Source organism: Aeromonas sp. QDB63, from assembly GCF_027707425.1.
Lineage (GTDB): Bacteria > Pseudomonadota > Gammaproteobacteria > Enterobacterales > Aeromonadaceae > Aeromonas > Aeromonas caviae.
This window is the reverse complement of the sequence record NZ_JAPCIS010000016.1, coordinates 52,720-76,578: the sequence shown is the minus strand read 5'-3', so window position 1 is coordinate 76,578 and position 23,859 is coordinate 52,720. Positions and strand designations below refer to the sequence as shown.

Sequence of the window (23,859 nt, the reverse complement as noted above, 5' to 3'; positions counted from 1 at the left end):
TGGAGGCGTGGTGCAATCAGGCCGCCCGATGAAGCAGGAACCCGGTACTGCGCGAGCAGCTATCACCCAGTAATGGGGATCCCCCTCCTGTGACGCGAAGCGCTAAGGTGGGGGAGGATGTCAAGGTGAGTCTGTTGCAGTTTGAGTTTGTGACCCGGGAAAGCAGCTTTGATCTGGCGTGTCGCTTCGGAGTGGCCAGGCGCGAGGGTGGCGAGGATGCCGATGAGCTATTGGAGCAAGCCATATTGGCATTGAACGAGGCCAAGCGTGAGGGGACCACCCTGGTGTGGTATCAGAGTGCGATGAAGGCTGATCTCCACATGGCCCAGCGGCAGCTGCACCAATTGCGGGAATGGCTGGCGGGGGCCGCCCCTTCCCCCCTGGAGACCCTCTGCGAGGCGATGAGAGACGAGCAGGGCGTGCCGGTGACGGCGGTCAGCCTGCGCTGGCGGGTGAGCCAGCAGCCCTGTGACGTGGGCTGGATGCAAGAGCGTGGTGTCCTTGGGCCCGTGATGGCACGATGGCTGACAGAAGAGCCATGCAGTGGCACCTTGCTGGTAAGGCTTCATCAGCCTGCCCAGCTGGCCCCTCTGCTGGCGAGCCTGCCCCCCTTGCCACAGGGGAGACTGATCCTGGCATTGCCTGCGCTGATACCGGATGCCACCCTGCTTGAGAAGATGCGCGAGTGTGGCTGCATGCTGGCGCTGAGCGAGCTTGGCAGCTGCGCCCCCGAACTGCTGCAAGCGGGCTGGCCAATTCGCTACTGGCTGCCAGCACCCTCCGGGTACGAGGCGCTGCTCCAGCCGTTGGCAACGGCGCTGGGGCTGCTGCGCCTGGCTCCCCTGGGAGAGGCGCAGCAAGAGGATGATCTCAAGCTGAGTTGAGTGGTGGCTTGTGCAGTCTCGGGGCCGATGCCAAGGAGACAATACACAGAAGAGCGGCTCATGGCCGCCCTTCTGCTGCTTGCTGGCACTTAAACTGGTTTGCTGTCCGGTGAGGAAAAGGGAGCGCAGGAGTGTCTGATCACCAGGTCCGGATCCACGGTGATCATGCGGTTTGCGATGGGCTCGCCGTTGATGCGCGCCAGCAGCCGGGTGACGGCGAGGCGGCCCAGCTCCTCTTTCGGTTGATTGACCGTGGTGAGCGGGGGGGACATGAACTGGGCCAGCGCCACGTTGTCATAGCCGACGATGGAGAGATCGCGGGGGATCACCAGCCCTGCCTGATGGGCGGCACTGATGACCCCCATGGCCATCATGTCGTTGCAGACAAACAGCGCGGTGGGACGCTCTGGCAGCTCCAGCAGGCGGGTCATGGCGGCGGCGCCGCTGGCGCAGTCAAAGTCTCCCTCCTGGATCCAGCCCGGATTGACGGTGAGCCCGGCCTCCTGCATCGCTTGCTCGAAACCCGCCTGGCGCTGGTTGGCCGGGGCGCGGCTGTGGGGGCCCGTGATGCAACCGATGGCAGTGTGACCCAGCCCCAGCAGATGGCGGGTTGCCAGGTAGCCTCCACGATGGGAGTTGTCGGCGATGAGATCCACCTCGCCATTCTCCATGCCCCAGTCCATCACCACGACCGGCAGGCTCTTGAGCCAGTCGAGCTGGTTGAACACCTCCTGCTGCCCTTCACTGCACATGATGAGCAGGCCGTCGACCCGTTTCCTGAGCATCATCTTGAGGTAGGAGAGCGCCGTCTCGGCCTGTCCTTCGGTGTTGCCCAGCATCAGGTTGTAACCCTGCTCGAAGCAGTAGCGCTCCACCCCGCGCACCACCTCGGCGAAGAAGGGGTTGCTGGAGGTGGTAACCAGCATGCCGATGCTGTTGGTCTCCTTTACCTTGAGGCTGCGGGCCACCAGGCTCGGGGCATAGTTGAGATCGCGCATGGCGGCGAAGACCCGCTCCCGGGTCTCTGCGGCCACGAAGCGGGTCTCGTTGATGACGTGGGAAACGGTGGTGGTCGACACTCCCGCCAGCGCAGCCACCTCCTTGATATTGGCCATCAGTGCCCCTGCGCAGTCTGTTCAAGGAGGAAAGCATCGACCTCCTGCTTGCTCGGGATGGAGCTCTGGGCACCAAACCGGGTGACGGAGAGTGCCGCCGCCCCGTGGGCAAAGCGTACGGCTGCGTCAAAGTCGGCGCCGGCGAGCTCGGCCGCCAGGAAGGCGCCGTTGAAGGTATCCCCGGCAGCCGTGGTATCCACCGCCTTGACCCGAAAACCCGGCATGAGCGCCTGTTTCTGCCCCTTGCTGCAATAGACCCCTTGAGACCCCAGGGTGATCATCACCTCACCGATGCCCATCTGGTGGAAGCGGGTGGCAGCCTCCCGGGCGCTCGCTTCGTCCGTCACCTTGACGCCGGTCAGCAGCTCGGCCTCGGTCTGGTTGGGGGTGATGAGATCCACCAGCGCCAGCAGATCCCTTGAGAGCGGGCGCGCGGGGGCGGGGTTGAGCACCACCCGGGTGCCGTGGGCACGAGCCAGACGGGCCGCTTCCTGCACGCTCTCCAGCGGCACTTCCAGTTGCAGCAGCAGGGTGTGGGCGGCGGCGATCATTGCCTCGTGACCTTGCACTACGGCCGGGGTGAGGGCGCCATTGGCTTCGGCGGAGATGCCGATGCTGTTCTCCCCCTCGTCGCTCACATAGATGATGGCGATGCCGGTGGGGAGCCTGGGGTCGAGTTCGACGGCGCTGACATCGATGCCGTCGTTGGCAAACCCGGTTTTCATCTGGTGGCCGATGGCATCATCACCGATGCGGGCGATGAAGGAGACAGGGGCGCCGAGGCGGGCGGCGGCCACCGCCTGATTGGCGCCCTTGCCGCCGGGAACGACCTGATAGCTGTGGCCGGTCAGGGTTTCACCGGGGCGGGGAAAGTGGGGGACGCGCAGCACATGATCCGCATTCACGCTGCCGAGGACTACGAGACGATTCATTCCTATCACCCTTGGTTGAGTACATCCTGGTCTGGGTGGACCCAGACCAGGCGGCACTGGCGGAAAAAGAGAGGGGAGGCGAACCTCCCCCCGTCAACTTACTTGTTGACGATTTGCAGCGGTACCGGGATGGATTTTTCCACCGGTTGACCCTTGAGCACCTTGTCGGCGGTTTCCACGCCGATGGCGCCGATGAGGGCAGGCTGCTGTGCCACGGTGGCGGCCAGTTTACCCTTGGCCACGGCGGCTTTGCCATCGTCGGTGCCGTCAAAGCCCACGATCATCACCTCTTTGCCAGCGGCCTGCACGGCGCGGATGGCACCCAGCGCCATCTCGTCGTTCTGGGCGAACACTGCCTGCACGGTCGGATGGGCGGCCAGCAGGTTCTCCATGACGTTCAGACCCTTGGTGCGGTCAAAGTCGGCGGGTTGGGAGGCCAGCACCTGCAGTTTGTTGGCGGTGACCGCCAGGGCGAAGCCTTCGCCGCGATCACGGGCGGCGGAGGTACCTGCGATCCCTTCCAGCTGGATCACCTTGGCACCGCTGCCCAGCTTCTCGGCGATGAAGTCGCCAGCCAGCTTGCCACCGGCCACGTTGTCGGAGGCGATGTGGGCCTTGACGTCACCCTGGGCTGCGCCGCGGTCCAGGGTCAGCACCGGGATGTTCGCCTTGTTGGCCAGGCGAATGGCGTTGCCCACGGCTTCGGAGTCGGTCGGGTTGATCAGGATGGCGTTGACCTTGCGCACGGTGAGATCTTCCACGTTGGAGAGCTCCTTGGCCGGGTCGTTTTGGGAGTCCAGCACCACCAGCTCGTAGCCAAGCTCCTTGGCCTTGGCTTCGGCCCCCTCCTTCATGGTGACGAAGAAGGGGTTGTTGAGGGTGGAGACCACCATCGCCAGGGTGTGATCCGCGGCCTGGGCGGTGCCCAGCACGGACATGATGGCGGCAGCGAGCAGGGTATTGAGCTTTTTCATCATTTCATTCCTTGTGTGTGGCGTGGCTTGTTAACGGTTGCTTTTGTTATCGATCATCACAGCAAGCAAAATCACGCTGGCCTTGGCGATCATCTGGTAATAGGAGCTGACGTCGAGCAGGTTGAGGGCATTGTTGAGGAAGCCGATGATGAGGGCACCGATCAGGGTACCCATGATACGGCCCTTGCCCCCCATCAGGCTGGTGCCCCCCAGCACAACGGCGGCGATGGCATCCAGCTCGTACCCCATGCCGGCTGTGGGCTGGGCGGAGGAGAGGCGGGATGTGACGATGAGCCCGGCCAGTGCCGACAGCATGCCGCACAGACCATACACCGCGAGCTTGACCCGATCCACATTGATACCAGAGAGGCGGGTGGCCGATTCGTTGCCGCCGAGGGCATAGATGTGGCGGCCCAGGCGAGTGTGGTTGAGCAGGTACCAGGCCAGCAGGAAGACGATGGCCATCAGCCAGATGGGCACCGGCAGACCCAGCAGGTAGCCGGTCCCGAGCCAGGCGAAGTGATCGGCGCCGTCACTGAAGCCGGTGGAAATGGGGCGCCCCTCGGTGTAGACCATGGTGACGCCGCGCAGGGCGGTCATGGTGACCAGGGTAGCGATGAAGGCCTGTACCTTGCCCTTGGCGATGATGAGGCCGCTGATGCTGCCAAGCAGGGCGCCGGCCCCCAGGGTGAGGGGGATCACCAGGCCGATGGGCAGCTCCATGGCCACCATGGTGGCGGCCAGGGCGCCGCACAGGGCCAGTACCGAGCCGACCGACAGATCGATGCCGGCGGTGAGGATGACCAGCGTCATGCCGACCGCCATGATGGCGTTGACCGATGTCTGGCGCAGGATGTTGAGCAGGTTGTCGGCGGTGAAGAAGTTGGGGCTCAGGAAGGAGACCACGCCGATCAGCACCAGCAGCGCGACCAGGGACTTGTTCTCGATCCACCAGGCCTTGCTCATGACGCCGCGGCGGGAAAGGGTTTGGGTTGTCATTGTGCTGCCTCTTGCTCTGCTTGCCACTGTTTACCGACTGCCGCTGCCATCAGCTTCTCCTGATTGGCATCGCGGGTGTTGAATTCTGCGCTAATGCGCCCTTCGTGCATCACCATAATGCGATCACTCATGCCGAGCACTTCCGGCATTTCGGAGGAGACCAGGATGATGCTCATCCCCTCCTTCTTGAACTGGTTGATGAGCTGATAGATCTCCTTCTTGGCGCCGACATCGACGCCGCGGGTCGGCTCATCCAGGATCAGCACCTTGGGCCGGGTCAGCAGCCCCTTGGCGATGGCCACCTTCTGCTGGTTGCCGCCGGAGAGGAGCTTGATCAGCTGATCCTGACTCGGGGTCTTGATGTTGAACAAACGCACATAGTCCCCTACCGCCTGGCGCTCGGCCTTGCCGTCAATCTTACCGCCACGAATGAACTCGCCGAGGGCGCACAGGCTCATGTTTTCGCGCACCGACAGCTCCAGCACCAGGCCGTCGCCCTTGCGATCCTCGGAGATATAGGCGATACCAGCGGCCAGACCATCGGCCGGGCTTCTGGGTACCAGGGCGTGGCCATCCACCGTCACCTGGCCAGCGCTGATGGGGCTGGCACCGTAGATGAGCTTCATCAGCTCGGTGCGGCCGGAGCCCATCAGGCCGCTAAAGCCCAGAATTTCCCCCTGACGCAGGGAGAAGCTCACCCCGCGCACGCCGGGACCAGCCAGATCGTTCACCTGCAGGCTAACCGGGCCAAGCTCGCGCTCAAGACGTGGGTACTGCTCTTCCAGCCGGCGGCCCACCATCATCTCGATGATCCTGTCTTCATCGAGATCGCTCACCGCCTGCTCGCCGATCCACTTGCCATCCCGCAGCACGGTGACCCGATCGCAGATCTCGAAGATCTCTTTCAGGCGGTGGGAGATGTAGACAATGCCGCAGCCCTGCTCGCGCAGTTCACGAATGACGGTGAAGAGCTGCTCGGTCTCGGTGTCGGTCAGCGCATCGGTGGGCTCGTCCATGATGATGACGCTGGCATCGAACGACAGCGCCTTGGCGATCTCTACCATCTGCTGTTCACCGATGGAGAGATCCCCGAGTCGGGTATCCGGGCCGTGCTTGACGCCAAGTCGCGCCAGCAGACCGCTGGCACGCTCACGCAACTGCTTGTGGTCGATGCTGCCAAAACGGGTGCGCGGTTCGCGGCCGAGGAAGATATTGGCGGCAATCGACAATTCCGGCAGCAGGTTCAGCTCCTGGTGGATGATGCTGATCCCCTGATCCTGAGAGTCGCGGGGGCCCTTGAAGTGCACCGGCTGGCCGCGATAGTTGATGTAGCCCGCATCGGCCTGGTAGATGCCGGTCAGCACCTTCATCAGGGTCGACTTGCCAGCGCCATTTTCGCCGAGCAGGGCCATCACCTGGCCCGGATAGACCCGAAGGCCCGCTTCGTCGAGGGCGCGTACCCCGGGGAAGGTCTTGACGATCCCGGTCAGCTCCAGAATGGGTGAGAGGGGGGAGGTTGTGCTCATTTGCAGCTTCCTTGAAGAGGCCTTCTTTGAAGAATTCAGAACGCCACACCGGCGCAGAGGATCAGGTTGGCGTAGGGAGTCACCTCGCCGCTGCGCACGATAGCCTTGCTCTGGCAGGAGCGAGCCTTGAACGCTTCGTGCAGGCAGTACTCGATGGTGATGGGCTTGCCCTGGGCGGCTGCGTGGGCCTCCAGCTGATCCACCAGCGCCTGATGGGCGGCGGGACTGATCTGCTTGATCTCGCTTGCCATGATCACCTTCTCCACCACCAGGTCGGTGAGTAGGGCGGTCAGTACGGTTTCAAGGCTGGGGGTGCCCGCCATCAGCGCCAGATCGATGCGCTCGGGGCCTGCCGGAATGGGCAGGCCAGCGTCGCAGACGGTGATCTCGTCGGTGTGGCCCATCTGCGCGACCAGCGCGCTTAAGGGAGCATTGAGCAGCTTGCCTCGTTTCATACAGCACCTCGGCGGCCTGGGACCGCATATGAATATTGAGTTGGGCAATCGGTTACGCAACCGGTTTCGTCATTAGGGCGAAAGATAGGTGTTAACCGTTAACGGGTCTAGGCAGTGATGACGAAAATGTGAAAACGATCTCAGTGACAGGGCAATTTCAGAAGAAACGGGTGCCATAAGAGCACCCCGTCTGAGAGGCGTCGCCGGATGTTGCCCGCACAAAAAGGCGTACCCGGCGCGAGGAGATCAGAGGGCGAGCGCCGCCTGCACTGCGGGGCGGGCCAGCATGCGCTGATAGTGATCCGCCACCTTGGGAAACTCGCTGATGGCAACCCCGTCGCTCTCGAGCCAGCCTGCAATCACGAAGAGGTAGATGTCGGCCAGGCTAAAGCGCTCCCCCAGTACCCAGGGGCCGGCCAGATAGTGGCGCTCAATCTGGTCAAAGCCATCGCGCATGTTCTGGGGCATCTTGGCCTGCATGGCAGCCATGGCCTGTTCATCGTCGGCCCAGCGGCCGGGACGGCGTCCATGGGCATGGGCGACATGGACGGTGGAGACGAGGAAACTGTGTACCTCCTGCATCCTGGCCAGGAGGAAGGGGTCATCCAATGGGGCCAGCCCGGCGTTAGGAAAACGCTGGGCCACGTAGAGCAGCAGAGCCGGTGTTTCGGTCAGCACGCCATGCTCCGTCACCAGTGCCGGGACTCGCCCCTTGGGATTGATGGCGAGGTAGTCGGGGCTGCGCTGTTCACCAGCGGCCAGATCCAGGCGCTTGACAAGGTGAGGGGCACCGGCCTCCACCAGAGCGATGCGTACCGCCATGGCACAGGTACCCGGGGCAAGATAGAGCGTCAGTTCGGACATGACCGTTTTCCTTGTGTGAGAGAGAAGAGCCAGTGGACATCTCGTCCGCCAGCGCGCGCCATCGTTGGACAGAGGGGCCAAGGGTGAGGGGAACTTCATCAAGTAGGGCTGCAAGGCCTTTGGTATCAATGGCTTTCTGAACGGAAGATAACAGGAAAAACGGCTACGCATGCCGGTTCAAACCGCTATAATGTGCCACCTTGGATCAGTCGTCAGTGAATGTTGGACAGTCAATTGAGTAATAGAATGCGGATCGGTGGAACCCTCGAACAGTCCCTCAGCCAGGGATATCGTCTGGACCTGCAAGGGGTGTTGAAAGAGGGGTGGCAACAGACTCGTCGCACCGGTTTCGGATTGGCGCTGGCCATCGCCGGGGTCATGGCAATCTGGATCCTGCTGAGCAATACCTTGCTGACGCCCTATGTCGCCCGTGAAGGAGGGGATATGGATATGGCCCTGATCCTGAGCCTGCTGGTCACGGTGATCATGTCACCCATGACCTCCTCCCTCGACATGCTGGGGTTGCAGCAGTCGGTGGGGGTACGCGCCCGGCCGAGCCAGGTGTTCGACTTCTTCCGCCACTTCCTGCGCCTGGGCAGCCTGAGTCTGCTCGGCAGCCTCATCACCAGCCTGTTTGGACCCCTGTTCGAGCTGCTGGGTGTGCCTGTGATGCTGGCCTTCATCCCTTCCGCCCTGGTGGGCATGGGGCTGGTGTTTACCGTACCTCTGGTGCTGGAGCGCGGTCTTTCCCCGGCTCAGGCCATTCTGGTCTCCCTCAAGCTCTTTGCCCGGGGCTGGCCCAGCATAGTGCTGCTGCACGGGGTCATGCTGGCACTCTTCTTCCTGGCGCTCATCCCCATGGGGCTGGGACTTATCTGGGTGGCGCCGCTCTACTTCAACTGCAAGGGCATTCTCTACCGGGATCTGTGTGGGGTGGCAGTCGAAGTGACCGAGGTTGCCAGTGGCAACGACGGGCAGGGCCCGGATCATTTCAACGCATAATGGAATACCAGGGGTCAGCCGGTGTCGACCCGCCCGGAGCATGATGCAAAAGGATGGCATATGAACAAGCGATACGGGATGGCGGCGCTCCTGCTGATGCCCATGCTGGGACAGGCTGAGCCGTCCCTTGAACTCGACTACGGCACCTTCTACAGCCAGATGAAGACCTTCGCCAAGGGGGAATTTGGCCACGCCAGACTGGGCTTTTATCTGGCCAGTCAACAGAACGGTCGGCGCTGCGGGCTCACCTCGGCCCGGGTCTCGACCCCGGACAGGGATGTGCCCGCCGAGGTCACGGTGGATGGCGAACTGCGTCTGCCCTATGACGATGATCTCAACCTCGACAAGGCGATCGTGGTGGTGGGGCTCACCGAGGCCCACGCCGCCTGTGATCTGTCGGTACAGGTGATGGCTGACGCCCCCGCCACACCCGAGGTGCCGCTGGCCGAACTTGTCTCGCGTCAGCAGCAGATGCAGCGATTGCTCGACAAGATGGCCGGCATGGTCGGCCAGTATTTCCTGCCCAAGATGGAAGGGGTGCGGATCTCCATGGTGGCGCCCGCAGGCACAGCCTACCTTGTGGAGGGTGCCCGTCAGGAGGCCGTCTCCTGGCAGCAGGGGCAACTGCTGCTCAGCAATGCGCAGCTGAAGGGGTTTGCCCAGGGCAAGCTGCAACTGCAAGGGGAGATCCTGCGCCTGACCCCCTGGCTACACAAGGAGTAGCGACCCGAGTCCGCAGATTGCCAGAATGAAAAAAGGAGCGCCTGGCGCTCCTTTTTTGTGGGTGACGGGGCTTAGCGCACCTCAATCACGTCCAGCATGTCCATCTCGTCGATGTCCAGCAGCGGCGCCTTGGGCAGCTCGGGCGGATCAAATGCCTTGTCGCCACCGTCGATGATGCCGGAGTCGCGATTGATGCTCTTGAAGTCAAACAGCTGGTGATCGAGCAGGTGGCTCGGGATCACGTCCTGAATGGCGGTGAACATGGTCTCGAGACGGCCTGGGAAGCGGCGATCCCACTCCTGCATCATCTGCTTGATGGCCTGGCGCTGCAGGTTCTCCTGGGAGCCGCACAGGTTGCAGGGGATGATGGGGAAGGCCTTGACCTCGGCATAGCGCACCAGATCTTTCTCCTTGCAGTAGGCCAGGGGGCGGATCACCACGTTCTTGCCATCGTCGCTCACCAGCTTGGGGGGCATGGATTTGAGCTTGCCACCGTAAAACATGTTGAGGAACAGGGTCTCGAGGATGTCGTCACGGTGATGGCCAAGGGCGATCTTGGTACAGCCCAGCTCCTGGGCGGTGCGATACAGAATGCCGCGGCGCAGGCGGGAGCAGAGCGCGCAGGTAGTCTTGCCCTCCGGTACCTTCTCCTTGACGATGGAATAGGTATCTTCTTCCACGATCTTGAAGTCGATGCCGAGAGTGCTCAGGTATTCGGGCAGCACGTGCTCGGGGAAGCCGGGTTGCTTCTGATCCAGGTTGACGGCCACCAGATCGAAATGGATGGGGGCGCTGGCCTTCAGGCTCATCAGGATGTCGAGCATGGCAAAGCTGTCCTTGCCGCCAGACAGGCAGACCATGATCTTGTCACCCTCTTCAATCATGTTGAAGTCGGCGATGGCCTGGCCCACGTTGCGCCGCAGACGTTTCTGCAGCTTGTTGAAACTGTATTTCTCTTTGGCGTTAAGCTCTTCTAGCATGGCCTCAAACCCGGGACAAAAATAAGCGGCTTATTATAGCCATGTCCCGGGGGAGGGCAAGAAACGCTTATGCAGGATGACGCCTGTCATCCACAGGGCAGCTGTAATCGTCGGGTTTGAGGATGAGAATGTCGCAGTTGAGCCTGTCCACCACGTGCTCGGCGGTGTTGCCAAGCAGGGCGGCAGAGAGGCCGGTACGGCCGACGCATCCCATGATCATCAGGGTGGCATTCAGATCGTCCGCCATGTCCGGCAGCACCTCCTCCGGCAAGCCTTCCGCCACCTTGGTCCACATGTGGTTGATGCCGAATTGATCGGCATGTTCCCGCAGCAGATCTTCATGGTGTTTGCGAATGGCATCGTTGTAGGCGTTGGGATCGAACTCTGGCAGTTCGATGGCGACATTGACCGGGGTGCCCGGGTAGGTGTTGACCAGATAGAGACTGGCACCAAGCAGCTCGGCGATGGCGATCCCCTCGCGGGTGATCCGCTCGTTAAGCACCTTCTGCTCCTTGTCATCGCTCGAGCAGTTGATGGCGGCAATCAGGTTGCCCCCCCGTTGCCAGTGCCCTTCTTTTACCAGCAGAACCGGACAGGGGCATTTGCGCAGCAGGTGCCAGTCGGTGGGGGTGAAGATGAAGGTTTGCAGGAAGGAGTGTTTGTGAGTCGCCTTGACGACCAGATCGTGACGCTGTTCCAGTACTTCCTGAATGACGCACTCGAAGGGACGGTTGTGCCAAAGCACTTTCACTTCGCATTCCAGCCCTCTGGCCCGATAGGGAGTTAGGATCTCGTCGAGCCACTCCCGACGCTGGGCGATGACACCATGGCGCATCTCTTCCCGCTCGTCTGCCGAGAGCATGGCGGTCATCTCGTAAGAGAAGTCGTAAATCGTCAGGAGCAGGGTCAGCTGGGCGCCCTCATCCAGCTCGGCGACCTTGACCGCGCGCTCGAGCGCGATCTGGCGCTCCTCCTCGGGATTGATCACCACCAGAATGTTTCGGTACTTGACCATGTTCTCCTCCTTGGTAAAAAGGCCAATGATGGCAACTCTTTAGCTATTACAGCTTAGTCCAAGGGGGGAGACGGCAAGGTGTGCCGGATCAAATTTCAGGGTGATCCGATCCGGCAAAAAAGGGAATAAACGGGGATTAACCGCAGGGAGGACGAGTGGCTCCGGCCATGACGCCCAAGGCAACGTTGTCCAGTACAGTAATGTATTTGCCTTTGACGCTGATGAGACCGGATTTCTGGAAACGGCCCAGCAGGCGGCTGATGGTCTCGACGGTGAGACCGAGGTAGTTGCCGATGTCTCCACGGGTCATGGAGAGGCGGAACTCCTTGGCGGAGAAGCCGCGCTCGGAGAAACGAACCGAGAGATTGTGCAGGAAGGCAGCGAGGCGCTCTTCGGCGTTCTTTTTGGAGAGCAGCAGTATCATCTCCTGGTCGCCCATGATCTCGTTGCTCATCAGCCGCATGATCTGCTGGCGCAGTTTGGGCATCTTGCCAGAGAGGTCGTCGAGCACATCGAACGGTATTTCGCACACCATGGCGGTTTCCAGCGCCTGGGCGAAGGAGGGGTGGGCCTGCTTGTGGATGGCGTCGAAACCGACCAGATCACCGGCGAGGTGGAAGGCGGTGATCTGTTCGTCACCCTGTTCGGTGATGGTGTATGACTTGATGGTCCCGGAACGTATGGCATAGAGCGACTTGAGCTCATCGCCGGCCTTGAACAACTCTTCACCCTTCTGGAACGGCTTTTTGCGCTCGATGATGCTGTCGAGCTGATCGAGCTCGTTATCGTTCAGGGTGAAGGGGATGCAGAGCTGGCTGATGCTGCAATCCTGGCAATGAATTGCACAGCCACCGCTCTGAATACGTCTGCCAGGTTTCTTGTCCGGGATCATAGGCTCAAATGAATAATTGATTTATATCAAACAAGTTTACCACCATCTCATCCGCTTTGGATAGGGTTTCAAAAGGACGCCATCCCGATCCAGAGGGTGTGGATCCCGTAGGCAATAAGCAGCAAGGCGCCCCCAAGGCGCAGGCTGCGCAGGGTGAGCCAGTAGCGCAATCGGTCTGCCAGCCCCCCTAGCGCAAACAGGGTCGGCAGGGTGCCGAGGCCGAAAAAGAGCATGATGAGTGCCCCGCCACTTGCGGAGCCTGCGGCAGCGCTCCAGGTCAGCATGGAGTAGACGAGGCCGCAAGGGAGCCAGCCCCAGACCATGCCAAAGGGGAGGGCCTGCCTGGCTGATGTAAACGGGAGAAACCTGCCTGCCAGCGGCTTGATGAGAGGCCAGAACTTCGCACCGATGCGCTCGAGCAGCAAGACGCCATGCCACCAGCCAGCCAAGTAGAGGCCGAGCGCTATCATCAGCAGGGCGGCGATGAGGCGAAGCCCTGCCAGGGCGTGTTTGCCAGCGCCTATCTCCGTGGTGGTGGCGAGCAAGCCGCCCACCAGCGCGCCCGCCAGCACATAGCTCAGGATGCGCCCCAGGTTGTAGTTGAGCAGATAACCGAGCCTGCCCCAAAAATGCTGCTTCTCGGCAGGTATGGCCATGGAGAGCGCTGCGGACACGCCGCCACACATGCCGATACAGTGGCCGGCACCGGCAAGCCCGACCAGCAGGGCGCCCATGAGGTCAAGGCTGCTGGTCATGGGGCCTGTTTTCCTGTTCTGCTTGTTGTTCAGAGGGGGGCAAGGGGCGCTGCTCCTCGTCAAACAGGATGTTGGAGCCCTGCCTGTCGAGATCCTCGAACTGCTCGGAGCGGATGGCCCAGAAGAAGACGGCGCCGGCAATGACAACGAACAGGATGGCGATGGGGATGAGGACGAAGATAATGTTCATGGCGCGGACCCTGTGGTGAAAGGGGGATGATAACCCGGCGAGGCAAGAGGTGCCGCCACCCGGGAGGATGCCAGATGGCTGCTCACCGGTTGAGCCGCATGGAGTTGGTGACCACGATGAGGGAGCTCAGGGACATGCCAGCAGCCGCCAGATAAGGGGGGAGCCAGCCACTTGCAGCCAGCGGCAGCACAAGCAGGTTGTAGCCGATGGACCAGGCAAAGTTCTCCTTGATGATCTTGCGAGTGCGCAGGGCCAGGGCCCGGGCGGCCAGCAGACGGGAGAGATCGTCGGCCAGCAGGATGGCGTCGGCACTGTTCTTGGCCAGATCCGTGCCCCCCGCCATGGCAAAGGACGCGTGGGCGCCGGCCAGCACAGGGGCGTCGTTGATGCCATCTCCCACCATGATGCTGATATCCCCGGCCGCTTCCCGGGCCTTGAGATAGGCCAGCTTGCCGTCCGGGGTGACCCCTTTTACCAGCTCATCGACCCCCAGCTCACGGGCCAGCATGTCCGCCTGGTCCGAACCGTCGCCGGTGAGAATGGTGGTTTGCAGGCCTGCCTCCTTGAAGGCCTGGATCAGTGCACCGGCATCGGGGCGCAGCGTGTCGGCCAGGATGAAACGGGCCAGTAGTCCGTGTTCATCGGCCAGATAGATGGTCAGCCCTTGAGCGGCATTCTCTTCTTGCGCCAGTTCGAGCCAGCGTGCACTGCCGATGCGGTAATGCTTGCCCTCAATTACTCCCTGCACGCCGTGGCCGATGACGGGGGTGACGTCGCTGGCGGCGAGCGGCACCCCGTCCGCCAGTGGTTTGCTTCGAAACGCACGGGCGATGGGGTGCTCGGAGTAGGTCTCCAGGGCATGGGCGAGTGCGAGGCAGCGGGCTGCGTCGAGCTCGCCGAGGGGCTGGGTGCTCACCAGGCTGATGTTGCCCGTGGTCAGGGTTCCCGTCTTGTCCATCACGATGCGGTTGGCCCGGGTCAGAATGTCCAGCACGTGGCCGCGGCGCAGCAGGATGCCGCTGCGGGTCAGGTTGGCAGTGGCCGAGGTCAGTGCGGTCGGGGTGGCCAGCGAGAGGGCGCAGGGACAGGTCGCCACCAGCACCGCCAGGGTGACCCAGAAGGCCCGCTCGGGCTGATGAAAATGCCAGAAGGTCCAGACCGCGGCCGCAATGATCAGGAGCACCAGGATAAAGTGGCGCGACAGCACGTCCGCCAGTTGGGCGATGGCGGGCTTGTCGTCCAGAGCATGATCCTGCAGGCGCATGATCTGGGCCAGACGCGACTCTTCAATGGGATGGCTGACCCGGATCTCCAGGGGGGCATCGGTATTGATGGTGCCTGCATAGACGGGATCCCCGGCCTGCTTGAGCAGAGGCAACTGTTCGCCAGTCAGCATGGATTCGTTGAGGCTGGCCTGGCCCAAGGTGACGATGCCGTCTGCCGGCAGGGTGGCCCCCGCGAGTACCCGCACCCTGTCTCCGACTCGCAGCGTCTTGGCGGCCACCTCGTGTTCGCCGTCATCATCGATGCGGGTCGCCATGATGGGCACCAGACGCGCCAGGTTGGAGCTCGACTCCGACGCCTTGCGCCTCGCTCGTAGTTCCAGCAGACGGCCCAACAGCAGGAAAAAGACGAACATGGTGATGGAGTCGTAATAGACCTCACCCGTGTTGAAGACCGTGGCCCAGATGGAGGCGACGAAGGCGCCGATCAGTGCCAGCGACACCGAAACATCCATGGAGAGGTGCCCCTGCTTCAGGCTGCGCCATGCCCCCACGTAAAAAGGCTGGGCCGAGTAGATCATGATGGGGGTGGAGAGCAGAAGGCTTATCCACTTGAAGTAGATCATGAACTCCTCTTCCACGCTGATGAAGAGGTCCATGTAGAGTGCCACGGCGCACATCATCACCTGCATGGAGCCAAGGCCGGCCAGCGCCATGCGGAACATGTAGCTGCGCACCTCTTTGGCGTAGAGCGCTTCCTGCTGATGAGTCTGGAAGGGATAGGCGCGATAGCCGACCCTGGCAAAGCCCTTGAGAATGTCGCTCAAAGAGAGCTGGGCCGGATCCCACTTGATGCGGGCGCGATGGGTGGTGGTATTGACGTTGATGTAACGCAGACCGCGCAGGGTCATCAGGTGCCGCTCGATGAGCCAGGCACAGGCGGCGCAGGTCAAACCTTCCACCGTCAGTTGGATCTCGCGCGTAGTTTCGCGACCCGTACCGGTGTCGGTGACGAACTCCTGCTGCACCTCCGCCAGATCGTAGTGGGTGAGGGCGGCGAGCTCTTCGGGCACCAGTTCCCCCTTGATGCCGGGAGCGGTGCGGTGTTCGTAATAACTGGCGAGGCCGCATTCGAGAATGGTCTGTGCCACGGCCTGACAGCCAGGGCAACACATCGGCTGAGCGATGCCTTTGATCTCGAGAGTAAAGTTACTGCCAGTGGGAACCGGTTCACCACAGTGAAAACAGCCGGTCATGGTGATCATCCCTCTTTGATGCAGCCCTGCAGGCCGGGTCGGGGAGAAGGGCGGCTGACCGGCGTGCCGATCACCCTGCCTTCGTGATTCAACGTCCCTTGGGATCGAGCTCAATCGCTGCCTGAGTCGGCAGTTGTGCCGTCTCCTGGAGGCGCCATTCATGGTTGAAGGCATCGACCCGCACGTGCCACTTGCCGGTGAGGGGCTTGTCGAGCATCAGGCGATAGACTCCCTTGCCATCGGCCGTCAGCAGATGTTCGCTGTCCAGGCCCGCCAACGTGGGATGAAACAGGGAGAGGTGCAGTGCCTGCCCGAGGGGGAAATCCCCGGACAGTGGATTTAACGTCAGCTCCTTGTCGCTGACATTGAGGGCGATACGGATGCCGAGCGCCTCGGCGCGATCGAACTTGCTGAGATCCTGGTTAATCTCCTTGCCCTGCTTGTAGTAGTCCTCCGCCACCAGGTTGACCCCATCCTTGCTGGCAATGATGGCGGTGGCGATGCTGCCTACCACGGCGGCGCAGGGGAGGGCGATGATGAACCAGGGCCAGAATTGGCGATACCAGGGTTGAGTCATGATGCTACCGAAACAAATGGTTAACGAAATGGCGGTAATTCAGCCAACACAAGATAGCAAAAAGCCTCGAAGAGTCGAGGCTTTTTGCTGATTAATCACGTGCTTATCACATGTTACTGCTGATTTTGCCGATCGTTGTGGGACAAGCTGTAAACGTAGGAAGCGAGCAGATGTACCTTGTCTTCCCCCAGAATGTCCTTCCAGGCCGGCATCACGCCGTGGCGCCCGTGGGTGATGGTCTGTTCGACCACCTGACGGGAGCCGCCATAGAGCCAGATGTTGTTGGTGAGATCCGGTGCGCCGAAGGCGATGCCGCCCTTGGCATCCGGACCGTGGCAGGCGGCGCACATGGCAAAGCGTGCTTCCCCTTTCTTGGCTTCCACCAGATCAACCTTACGACCGGAGAGGCTCAGCACATAGGAGGCAACCTCTTTCACCCCGTCCTGACCCAGGATCTCGCCCCAGGCGGCCATGATCCCCTGACGACCGCCCATGATGGTGGTCTTGATCTGGTCGGGTGCGCCGCCCCACTGCCATTCGCTGTCGGTCAGGTTTGGGAAACCGCGACCACCGCGGGCATCGGAGCCATGACACTGGGAACAGTTTTGCAGGAACAGGCGCTGACCCACCTTCAGGGCTTCCGGATCCTTGGCGATCTCGGTGATCTCCTTGTAGCTCTTGCCGTCAGCCTGATAGGTCAGCTCGCGGAACTTGGCGCCGTAGATCTCGTCGGCCTTGGCGAGTTCCCGGTCGTATTCCACCGCGCGTCCTTCGGCCTTGGCAGACTCGGCCGCCGCCTTGGACTCGGCCAGGGAACGCACATCCTGGTTGGAGCTCTGCCAGCCCAGCAGACCCTTGAAGTTGCCAAGGCCCGGGAAGGCGAGCAGGTAGATGAGCCCGGTGACGATGAAGAAGAGGAACATATAGGACCACCACTTCGGCAGGGGATTGTTGATCTCCTCGATGCCGTCGAAGGTGTGACCCATGGGTTTGCCCTCTTCGGCTCCCATCTTGTCCTTCATGCACCAGGCCAGCAGCAGGAAGCAGCCGAGAATGGTGCCAAGGCTTATGACGGTCACAAAAATGCTAAACAGAGTGCTCATTATTGCTTCGCTCCTGCGTTCTTGTTATCAGCACTGGGTTGCTCGTCATCGGCAAAAACCAGGTTGGCGGCCTCGTCGAAAGAAGCCTTGCGGCGCTTGCTGTAGGCCCAGACGATGATGCCAATCATGATGACCATCAGCAGCAGGGTGTACAGGCCGCGAAATGTGCCGTAATCCATATCCCGACTCCTTATTTCAGGGCATGGCCCAGTGATTGCAGATAGGCGATCAGCGCATCCAGCTCGGTCTTGCCCTTGACGGCCTCACCGGCGCCAGCGATGTCGGCATCGGTATAGGGCACGCCGAAGTGATCCCGGAACAGAGCCAGCTTCTTGCCAGTCAACTCGCCGCTCAGCACATTGGTCTCGAGCCAGGGGAAGGCCGGCATGTTGGACTCGGGCACCACGTCACGCGGGTTGATGAGGTGGGCGCGATGCCAGTCATCGGAGTAGCGGCCGCCGACCCGGGCCAGATCCGGGCCGGTACGCTTGGAGCCCCACAGGAAGGGGTGCTCCCAGACGCTCTCGCCGGCAACCGAGTAGTGGCCGTAGCGTTCGGTCTCGGCGCGGAACGGGCGGATCATCTGGCTGTGGCAGACGGTGCAGCCTTCGCGGATGTAGATGTCGCGTCCTTCCATCTGCAGGGCGGTGTAGGGCTTGAGGCCCTCCACCGGCTCGTTGGTCTGCTTCTGGAAGAACAGGGGGGTGATTTCCACCAGGCCCCCCAGGCTGATGGCGAAGATGATGCCAATCACCAGCATGGGGACGCTTTTTTCAAAAATCTCGTGACGGTTGTTGTTGCTCATGCTTTAAACCCCTTCAAATCAGGCTGGCTGTGCGACGGGTTCCAGAGAACCCTTGGGCGCAGTGACGGTGCGATAGGCGTTGTAGGCCATCAGCAGCATGCCGGTGACGAAGAAGCAGCCACCCAGGAAGCGCACGAAGTAGAAGGGATAGGAAGCTTGCAGCGCCTCCACGAAGCTGTAGGTCAGGGTGCCGTCGTCGTTGACCGCACGCCACATCAGGCCCTGCATCACACCGGAAATCCACATGGCGACGATATAGAGCACGGTGCCCACGGTGGCCAGCCAGAAGTGGACGTTGATGAGCTTGATGCTGTACATGCGCCCCTGCCCGAACAGGTTCGGGATCAGGTGGTAGACGGCACCGATGGACACCATGGCAACCCAGCCCAGGGCACCGGAGTGAACGTGACCGATAGTCCAGTCGGTGTAGTGGGAGAGGGCGTTGACGGTCTTGATCGCCATCATGGGGCCTTCGAAGGTCGACATGCCGTAGAACGACAGGGAGACGATCAGGAAGCGCAGGATGGGGTCATAACGCAGCTTGTGCCAGGCACCCGAGAGGGTCATGATGCCGTTGATCATGCCGCCCCAGGAGGGCACGAACAGGATGAGGGACATCACCATGCCCAGCGACTGGGCCCAGTCAGGCAGGGCGGTATAGTGCAGGTGGTGCGGACCGGCCCAGATATAGAGGGAGATCAGCGCCCAGAAGTGCACGATGGAGAGGCGGTAGGAGTAGACGGGGCGACCCGCCTGCTTGGGCACGAAATAGTACATCATGCCAAGGAAGCCCGCTGTCAGCAGGAAGCCCACTGCGTTGTGGCCATACCACCACTGCACCATGGCATCCATGGCACCGGAGTACATGGAGTAGGACTTCATGCCGGAGAGCGGCACTTCCATGTTGTTGACGATGTGCAGTACGGCCACCGTGATGATGAAGGCACCGAAGAACCAGTTCGCCACATAGATGTGGGAGGTGGTGCGCTTGACCAAGGTGCCGAAGAAGACGATGGCATAGCTCACCCAGACCACGGCGATGGCGATGTCGATGGGCCACTCCAGCTCGGCGTACTCTTTGGAGGTGGTGTACCCCAGCGGCAGCGAGATGGCTGCAGACAGAATGATCGCCTGCCAGCCCCAGAACACGAAGGAGGCGAGGGGACCACCAAACAGCCGGACCTGACAGGTGCGTTGCACCACGTAGAAGGAGGTGGCCATCAGGGCGCTGCAACCAAATGCGAAGATGACCGCATTGGTATGCAGGGGACGCAGACGGCTGTACGTCAGCCAGGGGGTGTCGAAGTTGAGGGCAGGCCAGATCAACTGGGCTGCAATCAATACACCCACCGACATGCCGACGATACCCCAGACAATCGTCATGACGGTGAACTGGCGCACAACGGTGTAGTTGTACTCAGGGTGGTTTGTTGTATGGCTCATCGTTGTATTCCGCTTCCGATGCTGTTGTTAGTGTTGCCCGGTGTCCTGGGCCATTTTCACCCCGGTTTTGCAAAATCCCCTCGTTAACATCTGTTAATAAAAGGAAAAGCAAAAGGTGGTTAAATGAAAATCCATTGAGAATGATACTGAAATGACCGGTAAAATAACAGTACAAACAGTGATATATTTGGCTCCAGCGGGTCTCATGTCCGCCAGTTTTTACCTTGAGCCAGATCACGAAAATTACATTTTCTACGTACCTTACAGAGCTGTTTTTTCATGAAAGAGAGACTCACTTCACGCAAAATCGTCCACCTGTCCATGGTGCTGGTCATTTTGCTCTCCCTGATGGCCTATCGAACCTGGTTTTCAGGCACAGGAAGCGACCATGCAGGGGGCTCCAATGTTCAGATTTGTGATCTGTCCCACAGCCCCTGCCGCCTCATCGTCGGGGATCGCCCGCTGACGGTCAGCATCGATGGCTTGCCGATCCGCCCTGAACATGACTTTGTCCTGCGCCTTCAAGGGGGTGTGCCGGCCATTACGCCGGTCAAGGCCTGGCTCGAGGGCAAGGAGATGTTCATGGGGCTCATCCCCGTGCTGTTTGAAGCCAGCGATGCGGGGTGGCGAGGGGTGACCCAGGTGGGAAGTTGTACGGCAGAGGCGATGGACTGGCTCTTGACCATCGAGTGGAGCAATGGCCAGCGCCATCAACTGACGTTGGGCGCGGCACGTTGAACGGACTCTCATCGGGCCCCAGGAGGGGGGATAAATGAAAATTGATTTGAAATTTTCAGGCAGGACGGTACCTTGCATTGATTATCAAAGAGTGAAGTTCATTTAATCATGATTGAAAAACAAGCATTTTATCGCACGCTCAACCAGCAGGCCCAGGCATTGCTAGAGGGCGAACCCGACATGATCGCCACCCTGGCAAACCTGTCTGCCCTGCTCAATCAGGAACTGGCTGACATCAACTGGGTTGGTTTCTACCTGCTGCAGGGCGAGACCCTGGTGCTCGGCCCGTTCCAGGGCAAGCCGGCCTGTGTGCGCATCCCGGTCGGGCGCGGCGTCTGTGGCACTGCGGTTGCCGAGGGCAAGACCCAGCTGGTGGACGACGTGCACCAGTTCGCGGGGCACATTGCGTGCGACGGTGCCAGCAACTCGGAAATCGTGATCCCGCTGCGCCGTGGCGGGGAGATCATCGGGGTGCTGGACATCGACAGTCCAATCTTTAACCGCTTTGACGAGCAGGACCGGATTGGCCTCGAAGAAACGGTGCAAATTTTGGAAAGCATGCTCTAAGTCATTGCTAGATGGTTCGCAAAAGGTCCCAAGCTCTCTATAATGGGGCCTTTGTTGTGTTCGGGCATGCCCGTGCGTCTATATGAAAGCCAAGGTTATACATGGAAAACACTGAAAAGCTGAAGAACAGTAAAGAGATCGTCGCCTACCTGGTCGAGAAATTCCCGGCCTGCTTCATCGCTGAAGGAGAGGCCAAGCCACTCAAGATTGGCATCTTCCAGGATCTGGCCGCGCGTCTTGCTGATGACGAGAGAGTCTCCAAGACCATGCTGCGCTCTGCTCTGCGTCAATACACCTCCAGCTGGCGTTACCTGCATGGCCTCAAGGCTGGCCAGGCCCGTGTCGATCTGGACGGCAACCCGGGCGAGCTGCTCACCGAAGAGCACATCGAGCATGCCAAACAGGCGCTCAAGGAGAGCAAGGAACGTGTCTTTGCCAGCCGCCGCACCAACACCAAGGAGAAGGAAGACAAGCCCAAGCAGCCGCGTCGCAACGCGCCGCGCAAGGCTGACGCTCCCCGCTCCGACAAGCCCAAGTCCGCCCCTGCTCCCAAGGCTGCACCGGTCGCCGATGCGCCGCTGGTGAAAGTGGATGCCGCTACCCTGAAAGTCGAGCAGGGCGTGCGCGTCGTGCTGGGCAAGTCCCCTGTGCCTGCGACCATCAAGGAAGTGACCAAGGATGACGTACAGGTTCAATTGCAGACCGGCATGATGTTGCGGGTCAAGTTCGAGCATCTGGTTCTCTAAGGAGACGAATGTTGAAGCATGGCGTGATTCGTTTTTCACTCGTTGCCTGTAGCCTGGCGCTTGCCGGGCTCGCACAGGCCATCGAGCCGGTGCTCAAGGAAAGTGATTTGCCTGTGTTGGCTCAAGAGAGCCAACATGCTACGGCCAGCAAGCGAATTGCCAATCTGTTTACCCGCTCCCACTACAAACAGTTCAAGCTGGACGACGCCTTTTCCTCCGTGATCTTTGACAAGTATCTGGAGAATCTGGACTACAGCCGCAACCTGTTTCTGGCCTCTGACATCAGCCGTTTTGAGAAATATCGTACCGGTTTTGACACCGACCTCGAGCGAGGGCGACTGGCTCCGGCCTACGAGATGTTCAACCTGAGTCAGCAGCGGCGGTACGAGCGGTTCGAATACGCCCTCAAACTGCTCGACACTCCCTTCGATTTTACCCAGAAAGACAATTATGTCTTCGATAGGGAAGGGGCTCCCTGGCCCAAGGATGAAGCCGAGCTCAACGAGCTGTGGCGTCAGCGGGTCAAGTTCGATGCCCTGAGCCTCAAGCTCAGCGGCAAGGAGTGGCCCGAGATCAAGGAGCTGCTTGGCAAGCGTTACAACAACGCCATCAAGCGGATGTCCCAGACCGAGAGCGAGGACGTGTTCCAGCTCTTCATGAACTCCTTCGCCCGCGCCATCGAACCGCACACCAGCTATCTGTCTCCGCGCAGCGCCGATCGGTTCAACACCGAGATGAACCTCTCGCTGGAGGGGATTGGTGCCGTGCTGCAGGCGGAAGATGACTTCACCGTCATCCGCTCCCTGGTGCCCGGTGGCCCGGCGGCCAAGTCCAATCACCTGAAACCCGATGACAAGATCACCGGGGTGGGGCAGGACGACGGCAAGATTGTGGATGTCATAGGCTGGCGTCTTGACGACGTGGTCGAGCTCATCAAGGGGCCCAAGGGCAGCAAGGTGAAGCTGGAGATCCAGCGCGGCAAGGGCGCGACCGCCAAGACAGAGCTGGTGGAGCTGGTGCGTGACAAGGTGCGTCTGGAAGACCGAGCCGCCAAGTCCAAGGTGATCACCGCCGAGGGCAAGAAGATCGGCGTGCTCGAGATCCCGAGCTTCTACGTCAACCTGCACGACGACGTGATCAAGGAGATCTCCAGCCTCAACAAGCAGAAGATCGACGGCCTCATCGTCGATCTGCGCGGCAACGGTGGCGGTGCCCTGACGGAAGCCTCCGCCCTGAGCGGTCTCTTCTTTGCCAGCGGCCCCGTGGTGCAGATCCGTGATCACATGGGTCGCATCACCGTCAATGGAGACGACGACGGCAATGTCTACTACGGTGGCCCCATGTCGGTGATGATCGACCGCTACAGCGCCTCGGCCTCCGAGATCTTTGCCGCCGCCATGCAGGACTATGGTCGTGCGCTGATCCTCGGCGAAAACTCGTTCGGCAAGGGGACGGTGCAGCAGCATCGCAGCCTCGCCAAGGTCTATGACTTCTACGAGCAGCCGCTGGGTCACGTGCAGTACACCATCGCCAAGTTCTACCGTATCGATGGCGGCAGCACCCAGAACAAGGGGGTTGCTCCCGATATCGCCTTCCCGACCGCAGTGGCGCCGGGTGAGACGGGGGAGAGCCGCGAGTTCAACGCCTTGCCCTGGGACAAGATCGCCTCGGCCAGCTACGAGCGACTGGGGGACTTCTCCAGCCTGCTGCCCAAGCTGAAATCGGCCCACGAGGCGCGGATCACCAAGGATCCGGAATTTGCCTATGTGCTGCAGGACATCAAGGAGTATCAGGCGGACAAGGACAAGAAGTCGGTCTCCCTGAACGAAGCCGAGCGGCTGGCTGAACAGGCCAAACAGGATGAGAAGGCGCTGGCGCGAGCCAACGAGCGGCTGACCCGTCTTGGCAAGCCGACGGTGAAGAGCCTGGATGAACTGCCGACCGATTTCGAGGCACCTGACGAATACCAGGTGGAAGCGGCCAACATCACGGCGGATCTGGCCACCCTCAGCAAGAAGAGCTGATGCTGGCAACGAAATGACAAGGGCGACTCGGGTCGCCCTTTCTTTTGCCTGAATGCAAACTATTTGACCCT

26 protein-coding genes are annotated in these 23,859 nt (G+C 61.0%); 7 read left to right on the top strand and 19 right to left on the bottom strand.

From position 1 onward, the window contains the following. Window positions 1-89 precede the first annotated feature (89 nt). Window positions 90-884 (top strand): hypothetical protein, encoded by a 795-nt coding sequence (locus tag PG879_RS12165; protein ID WP_155488285.1) that lies wholly within the window; start codon window positions 90-92, stop codon window positions 882-884. Between the two features lie 89 nt (window positions 885-973). Here PG879_RS12165 and PG879_RS12160 read toward each other — a convergent pair whose 3' ends face one another. The 7 genes from PG879_RS12160 to PG879_RS12130 form a co-directional block, all read right to left on the bottom strand. Continuing rightward, a complete protein-coding gene (locus PG879_RS12160; protein ID WP_103261890.1) occupies window positions 974-1,999 on the bottom strand; it encodes a substrate-binding domain-containing protein in 1,026 nt (341 codons plus the stop codon). Further along, the gene (rbsK, locus tag PG879_RS12155; RefSeq protein ID WP_010674791.1) at window positions 1,999-2,931 is read right to left on the bottom strand and encodes a ribokinase; all 933 of its coding nucleotides are present in this window, start codon (window positions 2,929-2,931) and stop codon (window positions 1,999-2,001) included. The genes PG879_RS12160 and rbsK overlap by 1 nt, the downstream gene beginning before the upstream one ends. Window positions 2,932-3,029: 98 nt before the next feature. Then, window positions 3,030-3,905: a ribose ABC transporter substrate-binding protein RbsB gene (gene rbsB / locus PG879_RS12150; protein WP_010674790.1), complete on the bottom strand. Its 876-nt coding sequence runs from the start codon at window positions 3,903-3,905 to the stop codon at window positions 3,030-3,032. A gap of 30 nt (window positions 3,906-3,935) precedes the next feature. After that, window positions 3,936-4,904: a ribose ABC transporter permease gene (gene rbsC / locus PG879_RS12145; protein WP_041211438.1), complete on the bottom strand. Its 969-nt coding sequence runs from the start codon at window positions 4,902-4,904 to the stop codon at window positions 3,936-3,938. Beyond that, a complete protein-coding gene (rbsA, locus tag PG879_RS12140) occupies window positions 4,901-6,430 on the bottom strand; it encodes a ribose ABC transporter ATP-binding protein RbsA (RefSeq protein WP_052814800.1) in 1,530 nt (509 codons plus the stop codon). The genes rbsC and rbsA overlap by 4 nt, the downstream gene beginning before the upstream one ends. 35 nt (window positions 6,431-6,465) lie before the next feature. Then, window positions 6,466-6,885 (bottom strand): D-ribose pyranase, encoded by a 420-nt coding sequence (rbsD, locus tag PG879_RS12135; protein ID WP_010674787.1) that lies wholly within the window; start codon window positions 6,883-6,885, stop codon window positions 6,466-6,468. Window positions 6,886-7,131: 246 nt separating this feature from the next. Then, a complete protein-coding gene (locus PG879_RS12130) occupies window positions 7,132-7,749 on the bottom strand; it encodes a glutathione S-transferase family protein (RefSeq protein WP_039040777.1) in 618 nt (205 codons plus the stop codon). Between the two features lie 246 nt (window positions 7,750-7,995). On the opposite strand from PG879_RS12130, the gene PG879_RS12125 reads away from it, so the two are divergent. After that, the gene (locus PG879_RS12125; RefSeq protein WP_042017089.1) at window positions 7,996-8,751 is read left to right on the top strand and encodes a hypothetical protein; all 756 of its coding nucleotides are present in this window, start codon (window positions 7,996-7,998) and stop codon (window positions 8,749-8,751) included. Between the two features lie 60 nt (window positions 8,752-8,811). Beyond that, window positions 8,812-9,474, top strand: coding sequence for a DUF2987 domain-containing protein (locus PG879_RS12120; protein ID WP_041211435.1), 663 nt, complete (start codon window positions 8,812-8,814; stop codon window positions 9,472-9,474). 71 nt (window positions 9,475-9,545) lie between these two features. On the opposite strand, the gene ttcA is transcribed toward PG879_RS12120, so the two are convergent. The 12 genes from ttcA to PG879_RS12060 form a co-directional block, all read right to left on the bottom strand. Further along, window positions 9,546-10,454: a tRNA 2-thiocytidine(32) synthetase TtcA gene (ttcA, locus tag PG879_RS12115; RefSeq protein WP_010674783.1), complete on the bottom strand. Its 909-nt coding sequence runs from the start codon at window positions 10,452-10,454 to the stop codon at window positions 9,546-9,548. 67 nt (window positions 10,455-10,521) lie between these two features. Next, window positions 10,522-11,469 (bottom strand): universal stress protein UspE, encoded by a 948-nt coding sequence (gene uspE / locus PG879_RS12110; protein ID WP_039040780.1) that lies wholly within the window; start codon window positions 11,467-11,469, stop codon window positions 10,522-10,524. 136 nt (window positions 11,470-11,605) lie between these two features. Next, entirely contained in the window at window positions 11,606-12,361 is a 756-nt protein-coding gene (locus PG879_RS12105; protein ID WP_010674781.1) for an FNR family transcription factor, read from the bottom strand. Between the two features lie 68 nt (window positions 12,362-12,429). Continuing rightward, window positions 12,430-13,116: a sulfite exporter TauE/SafE family protein gene (locus PG879_RS12100; RefSeq protein ID WP_143237551.1), complete on the bottom strand. Its 687-nt coding sequence runs from the start codon at window positions 13,114-13,116 to the stop codon at window positions 12,430-12,432. Next, complete coding sequence (ccoS, locus tag PG879_RS12095) at window positions 13,100-13,306, bottom strand: cbb3-type cytochrome oxidase assembly protein CcoS (protein ID WP_041211434.1); 207 nt, start codon at window positions 13,304-13,306, stop codon at window positions 13,100-13,102. Before ccoS ends, PG879_RS12100 begins: the two co-directional genes overlap by 17 nt. A gap of 82 nt (window positions 13,307-13,388) precedes the next feature. Then, window positions 13,389-15,785, bottom strand: a complete 2,397-nt coding sequence (locus tag PG879_RS12090; protein WP_104453287.1) for a heavy metal translocating P-type ATPase — start codon at window positions 15,783-15,785, stop codon at window positions 13,389-13,391. Window positions 15,786-15,873: 88 nt separating this feature from the next. Next, on the bottom strand, window positions 15,874-16,362 hold the full coding sequence (locus PG879_RS12085; protein ID WP_010674777.1) for a FixH family protein: 489 nt from the start codon (window positions 16,360-16,362) through the stop codon (window positions 15,874-15,876). 113 nt (window positions 16,363-16,475) lie between these two features. Continuing rightward, window positions 16,476-17,465 (bottom strand): cytochrome-c oxidase, cbb3-type subunit III, encoded by a 990-nt coding sequence (gene ccoP / locus PG879_RS12080; protein WP_039040785.1) that lies wholly within the window; start codon window positions 17,463-17,465, stop codon window positions 16,476-16,478. After that, window positions 17,465-17,644, bottom strand: a complete 180-nt coding sequence (locus PG879_RS12075) for a CcoQ/FixQ family Cbb3-type cytochrome c oxidase assembly chaperone (protein ID WP_010674775.1) — start codon at window positions 17,642-17,644, stop codon at window positions 17,465-17,467. Before PG879_RS12075 ends, ccoP begins: the two co-directional genes overlap by 1 nt. 11 nt (window positions 17,645-17,655) lie before the next feature. Further along, window positions 17,656-18,270: a cytochrome-c oxidase, cbb3-type subunit II gene (gene ccoO / locus PG879_RS12070; protein ID WP_010674774.1), complete on the bottom strand. Its 615-nt coding sequence runs from the start codon at window positions 18,268-18,270 to the stop codon at window positions 17,656-17,658. An 18-nt stretch (window positions 18,271-18,288) separates the two neighbouring features. Continuing rightward, window positions 18,289-19,713 carry a cytochrome-c oxidase, cbb3-type subunit I gene (gene ccoN, locus PG879_RS12065; protein WP_010674773.1) on the bottom strand — a complete coding sequence of 475 codons (1,425 nt, stop codon included), beginning with the start codon at window positions 19,711-19,713 and terminating at the stop codon, window positions 18,289-18,291. After that, window positions 19,688-19,951 carry a hypothetical protein gene (locus PG879_RS12060; protein ID WP_125117269.1) on the bottom strand — a complete coding sequence of 88 codons (264 nt, stop codon included), beginning with the start codon at window positions 19,949-19,951 and terminating at the stop codon, window positions 19,688-19,690. Before PG879_RS12060 ends, ccoN begins: the two co-directional genes overlap by 26 nt. A 41-nt stretch (window positions 19,952-19,992) precedes the next feature. On the opposite strand from PG879_RS12060, the gene PG879_RS12055 reads away from it, so the two are divergent. The 4 genes from PG879_RS12055 (at window position 19,993) to prc (ending at window position 23,788) form a co-directional block, all read left to right on the top strand. Further along, window positions 19,993-20,451, top strand: a complete 459-nt coding sequence (locus PG879_RS12055) for a hypothetical protein (protein WP_143237549.1) — start codon at window positions 19,993-19,995, stop codon at window positions 20,449-20,451. A gap of 108 nt (window positions 20,452-20,559) precedes the next feature. Further along, window positions 20,560-21,018 (top strand): GAF domain-containing protein, encoded by a 459-nt coding sequence (locus tag PG879_RS12050; RefSeq protein WP_010674771.1) that lies wholly within the window; start codon window positions 20,560-20,562, stop codon window positions 21,016-21,018. A 101-nt stretch (window positions 21,019-21,119) separates the two neighbouring features. Further along, on the top strand, window positions 21,120-21,764 hold the full coding sequence (gene proQ / locus PG879_RS12045; protein ID WP_010674770.1) for an RNA chaperone ProQ: 645 nt from the start codon (window positions 21,120-21,122) through the stop codon (window positions 21,762-21,764). Window positions 21,765-21,772: 8 nt separating this feature from the next. Further along, window positions 21,773-23,788, top strand: coding sequence for a carboxy terminal-processing peptidase (gene prc, locus PG879_RS12040; RefSeq protein WP_045524882.1), 2,016 nt, complete (start codon window positions 21,773-21,775; stop codon window positions 23,786-23,788). The last annotated feature ends 71 nt before the right edge of the window (window positions 23,789-23,859 follow it).

Excerpts from the sequence above, each read along its gene's own strand:
- PG879_RS12160 (WP_103261890.1), bottom strand. The coding sequence starts at position 1,999 with ATGGCCAATATCAAGGAGGTGGCTGCGCTGGCGGGAGTGTCGACCACC.
- rbsK (WP_010674791.1), bottom strand. The coding sequence starts at position 2,931 with ATGAATCGTCTCGTAGTCCTCGGCAGCGTGAATGCGGATCATGTGCTG.
- rbsB (WP_010674790.1), bottom strand. The coding sequence starts at position 3,905 with ATGAAAAAGCTCAATACCCTGCTCGCTGCCGCCATCATGTCCGTGCTG.
- rbsC (WP_041211438.1), bottom strand. The coding sequence starts at position 4,904 with ATGACAACCCAAACCCTTTCCCGCCGCGGCGTCATGAGCAAGGCCTGG.
- rbsA (WP_052814800.1), bottom strand. The coding sequence starts at position 6,430 with ATGAGCACAACCTCCCCCCTCTCACCCATTCTGGAGCTGACCGGGATC.
- rbsD (WP_010674787.1), bottom strand. The coding sequence starts at position 6,885 with ATGAAACGAGGCAAGCTGCTCAATGCTCCCTTAAGCGCGCTGGTCGCG.
- PG879_RS12130 (WP_039040777.1), bottom strand. The coding sequence starts at position 7,749 with ATGTCCGAACTGACGCTCTATCTTGCCCCGGGTACCTGTGCCATGGCG.
- PG879_RS12125 (WP_042017089.1), top strand. The coding sequence starts at position 7,996 with ATGCGGATCGGTGGAACCCTCGAACAGTCCCTCAGCCAGGGATATCGT.
- PG879_RS12120 (WP_041211435.1), top strand. The coding sequence starts at position 8,812 with ATGAACAAGCGATACGGGATGGCGGCGCTCCTGCTGATGCCCATGCTG.
- ttcA (WP_010674783.1), bottom strand. The coding sequence starts at position 10,454 with ATGCTAGAAGAGCTTAACGCCAAAGAGAAATACAGTTTCAACAAGCTG.
- uspE (WP_039040780.1), bottom strand. The coding sequence starts at position 11,469 with ATGGTCAAGTACCGAAACATTCTGGTGGTGATCAATCCCGAGGAGGAG.
- PG879_RS12105 (WP_010674781.1), bottom strand. The coding sequence starts at position 12,361 with ATGATCCCGGACAAGAAACCTGGCAGACGTATTCAGAGCGGTGGCTGT.
- PG879_RS12100 (WP_143237551.1), bottom strand. The coding sequence starts at position 13,116 with ATGACCAGCAGCCTTGACCTCATGGGCGCCCTGCTGGTCGGGCTTGCC.
- ccoS (WP_041211434.1), bottom strand. The coding sequence starts at position 13,306 with ATGAACATTATCTTCGTCCTCATCCCCATCGCCATCCTGTTCGTTGTC.
- PG879_RS12090 (WP_104453287.1), bottom strand. The coding sequence starts at position 15,785 with ATGACCGGCTGTTTTCACTGTGGTGAACCGGTTCCCACTGGCAGTAAC.
- PG879_RS12085 (WP_010674777.1), bottom strand. The coding sequence starts at position 16,362 with ATGACTCAACCCTGGTATCGCCAATTCTGGCCCTGGTTCATCATCGCC.
- ccoP (WP_039040785.1), bottom strand. The coding sequence starts at position 17,465 with ATGAGCACTCTGTTTAGCATTTTTGTGACCGTCATAAGCCTTGGCACC.
- PG879_RS12075 (WP_010674775.1), bottom strand. The coding sequence starts at position 17,644 with ATGGATTACGGCACATTTCGCGGCCTGTACACCCTGCTGCTGATGGTC.
- ccoO (WP_010674774.1), bottom strand. The coding sequence starts at position 18,270 with ATGAGCAACAACAACCGTCACGAGATTTTTGAAAAAAGCGTCCCCATG.
- ccoN (WP_010674773.1), bottom strand. The coding sequence starts at position 19,713 with ATGAGCCATACAACAAACCACCCTGAGTACAACTACACCGTTGTGCGC.
- PG879_RS12055 (WP_143237549.1), top strand. The coding sequence starts at position 19,993 with ATGAAAGAGAGACTCACTTCACGCAAAATCGTCCACCTGTCCATGGTG.
- PG879_RS12050 (WP_010674771.1), top strand. The coding sequence starts at position 20,560 with ATGATTGAAAAACAAGCATTTTATCGCACGCTCAACCAGCAGGCCCAG.
- proQ (WP_010674770.1), top strand. The coding sequence starts at position 21,120 with ATGGAAAACACTGAAAAGCTGAAGAACAGTAAAGAGATCGTCGCCTAC.
- prc (WP_045524882.1), top strand. The coding sequence starts at position 21,773 with ATGTTGAAGCATGGCGTGATTCGTTTTTCACTCGTTGCCTGTAGCCTG.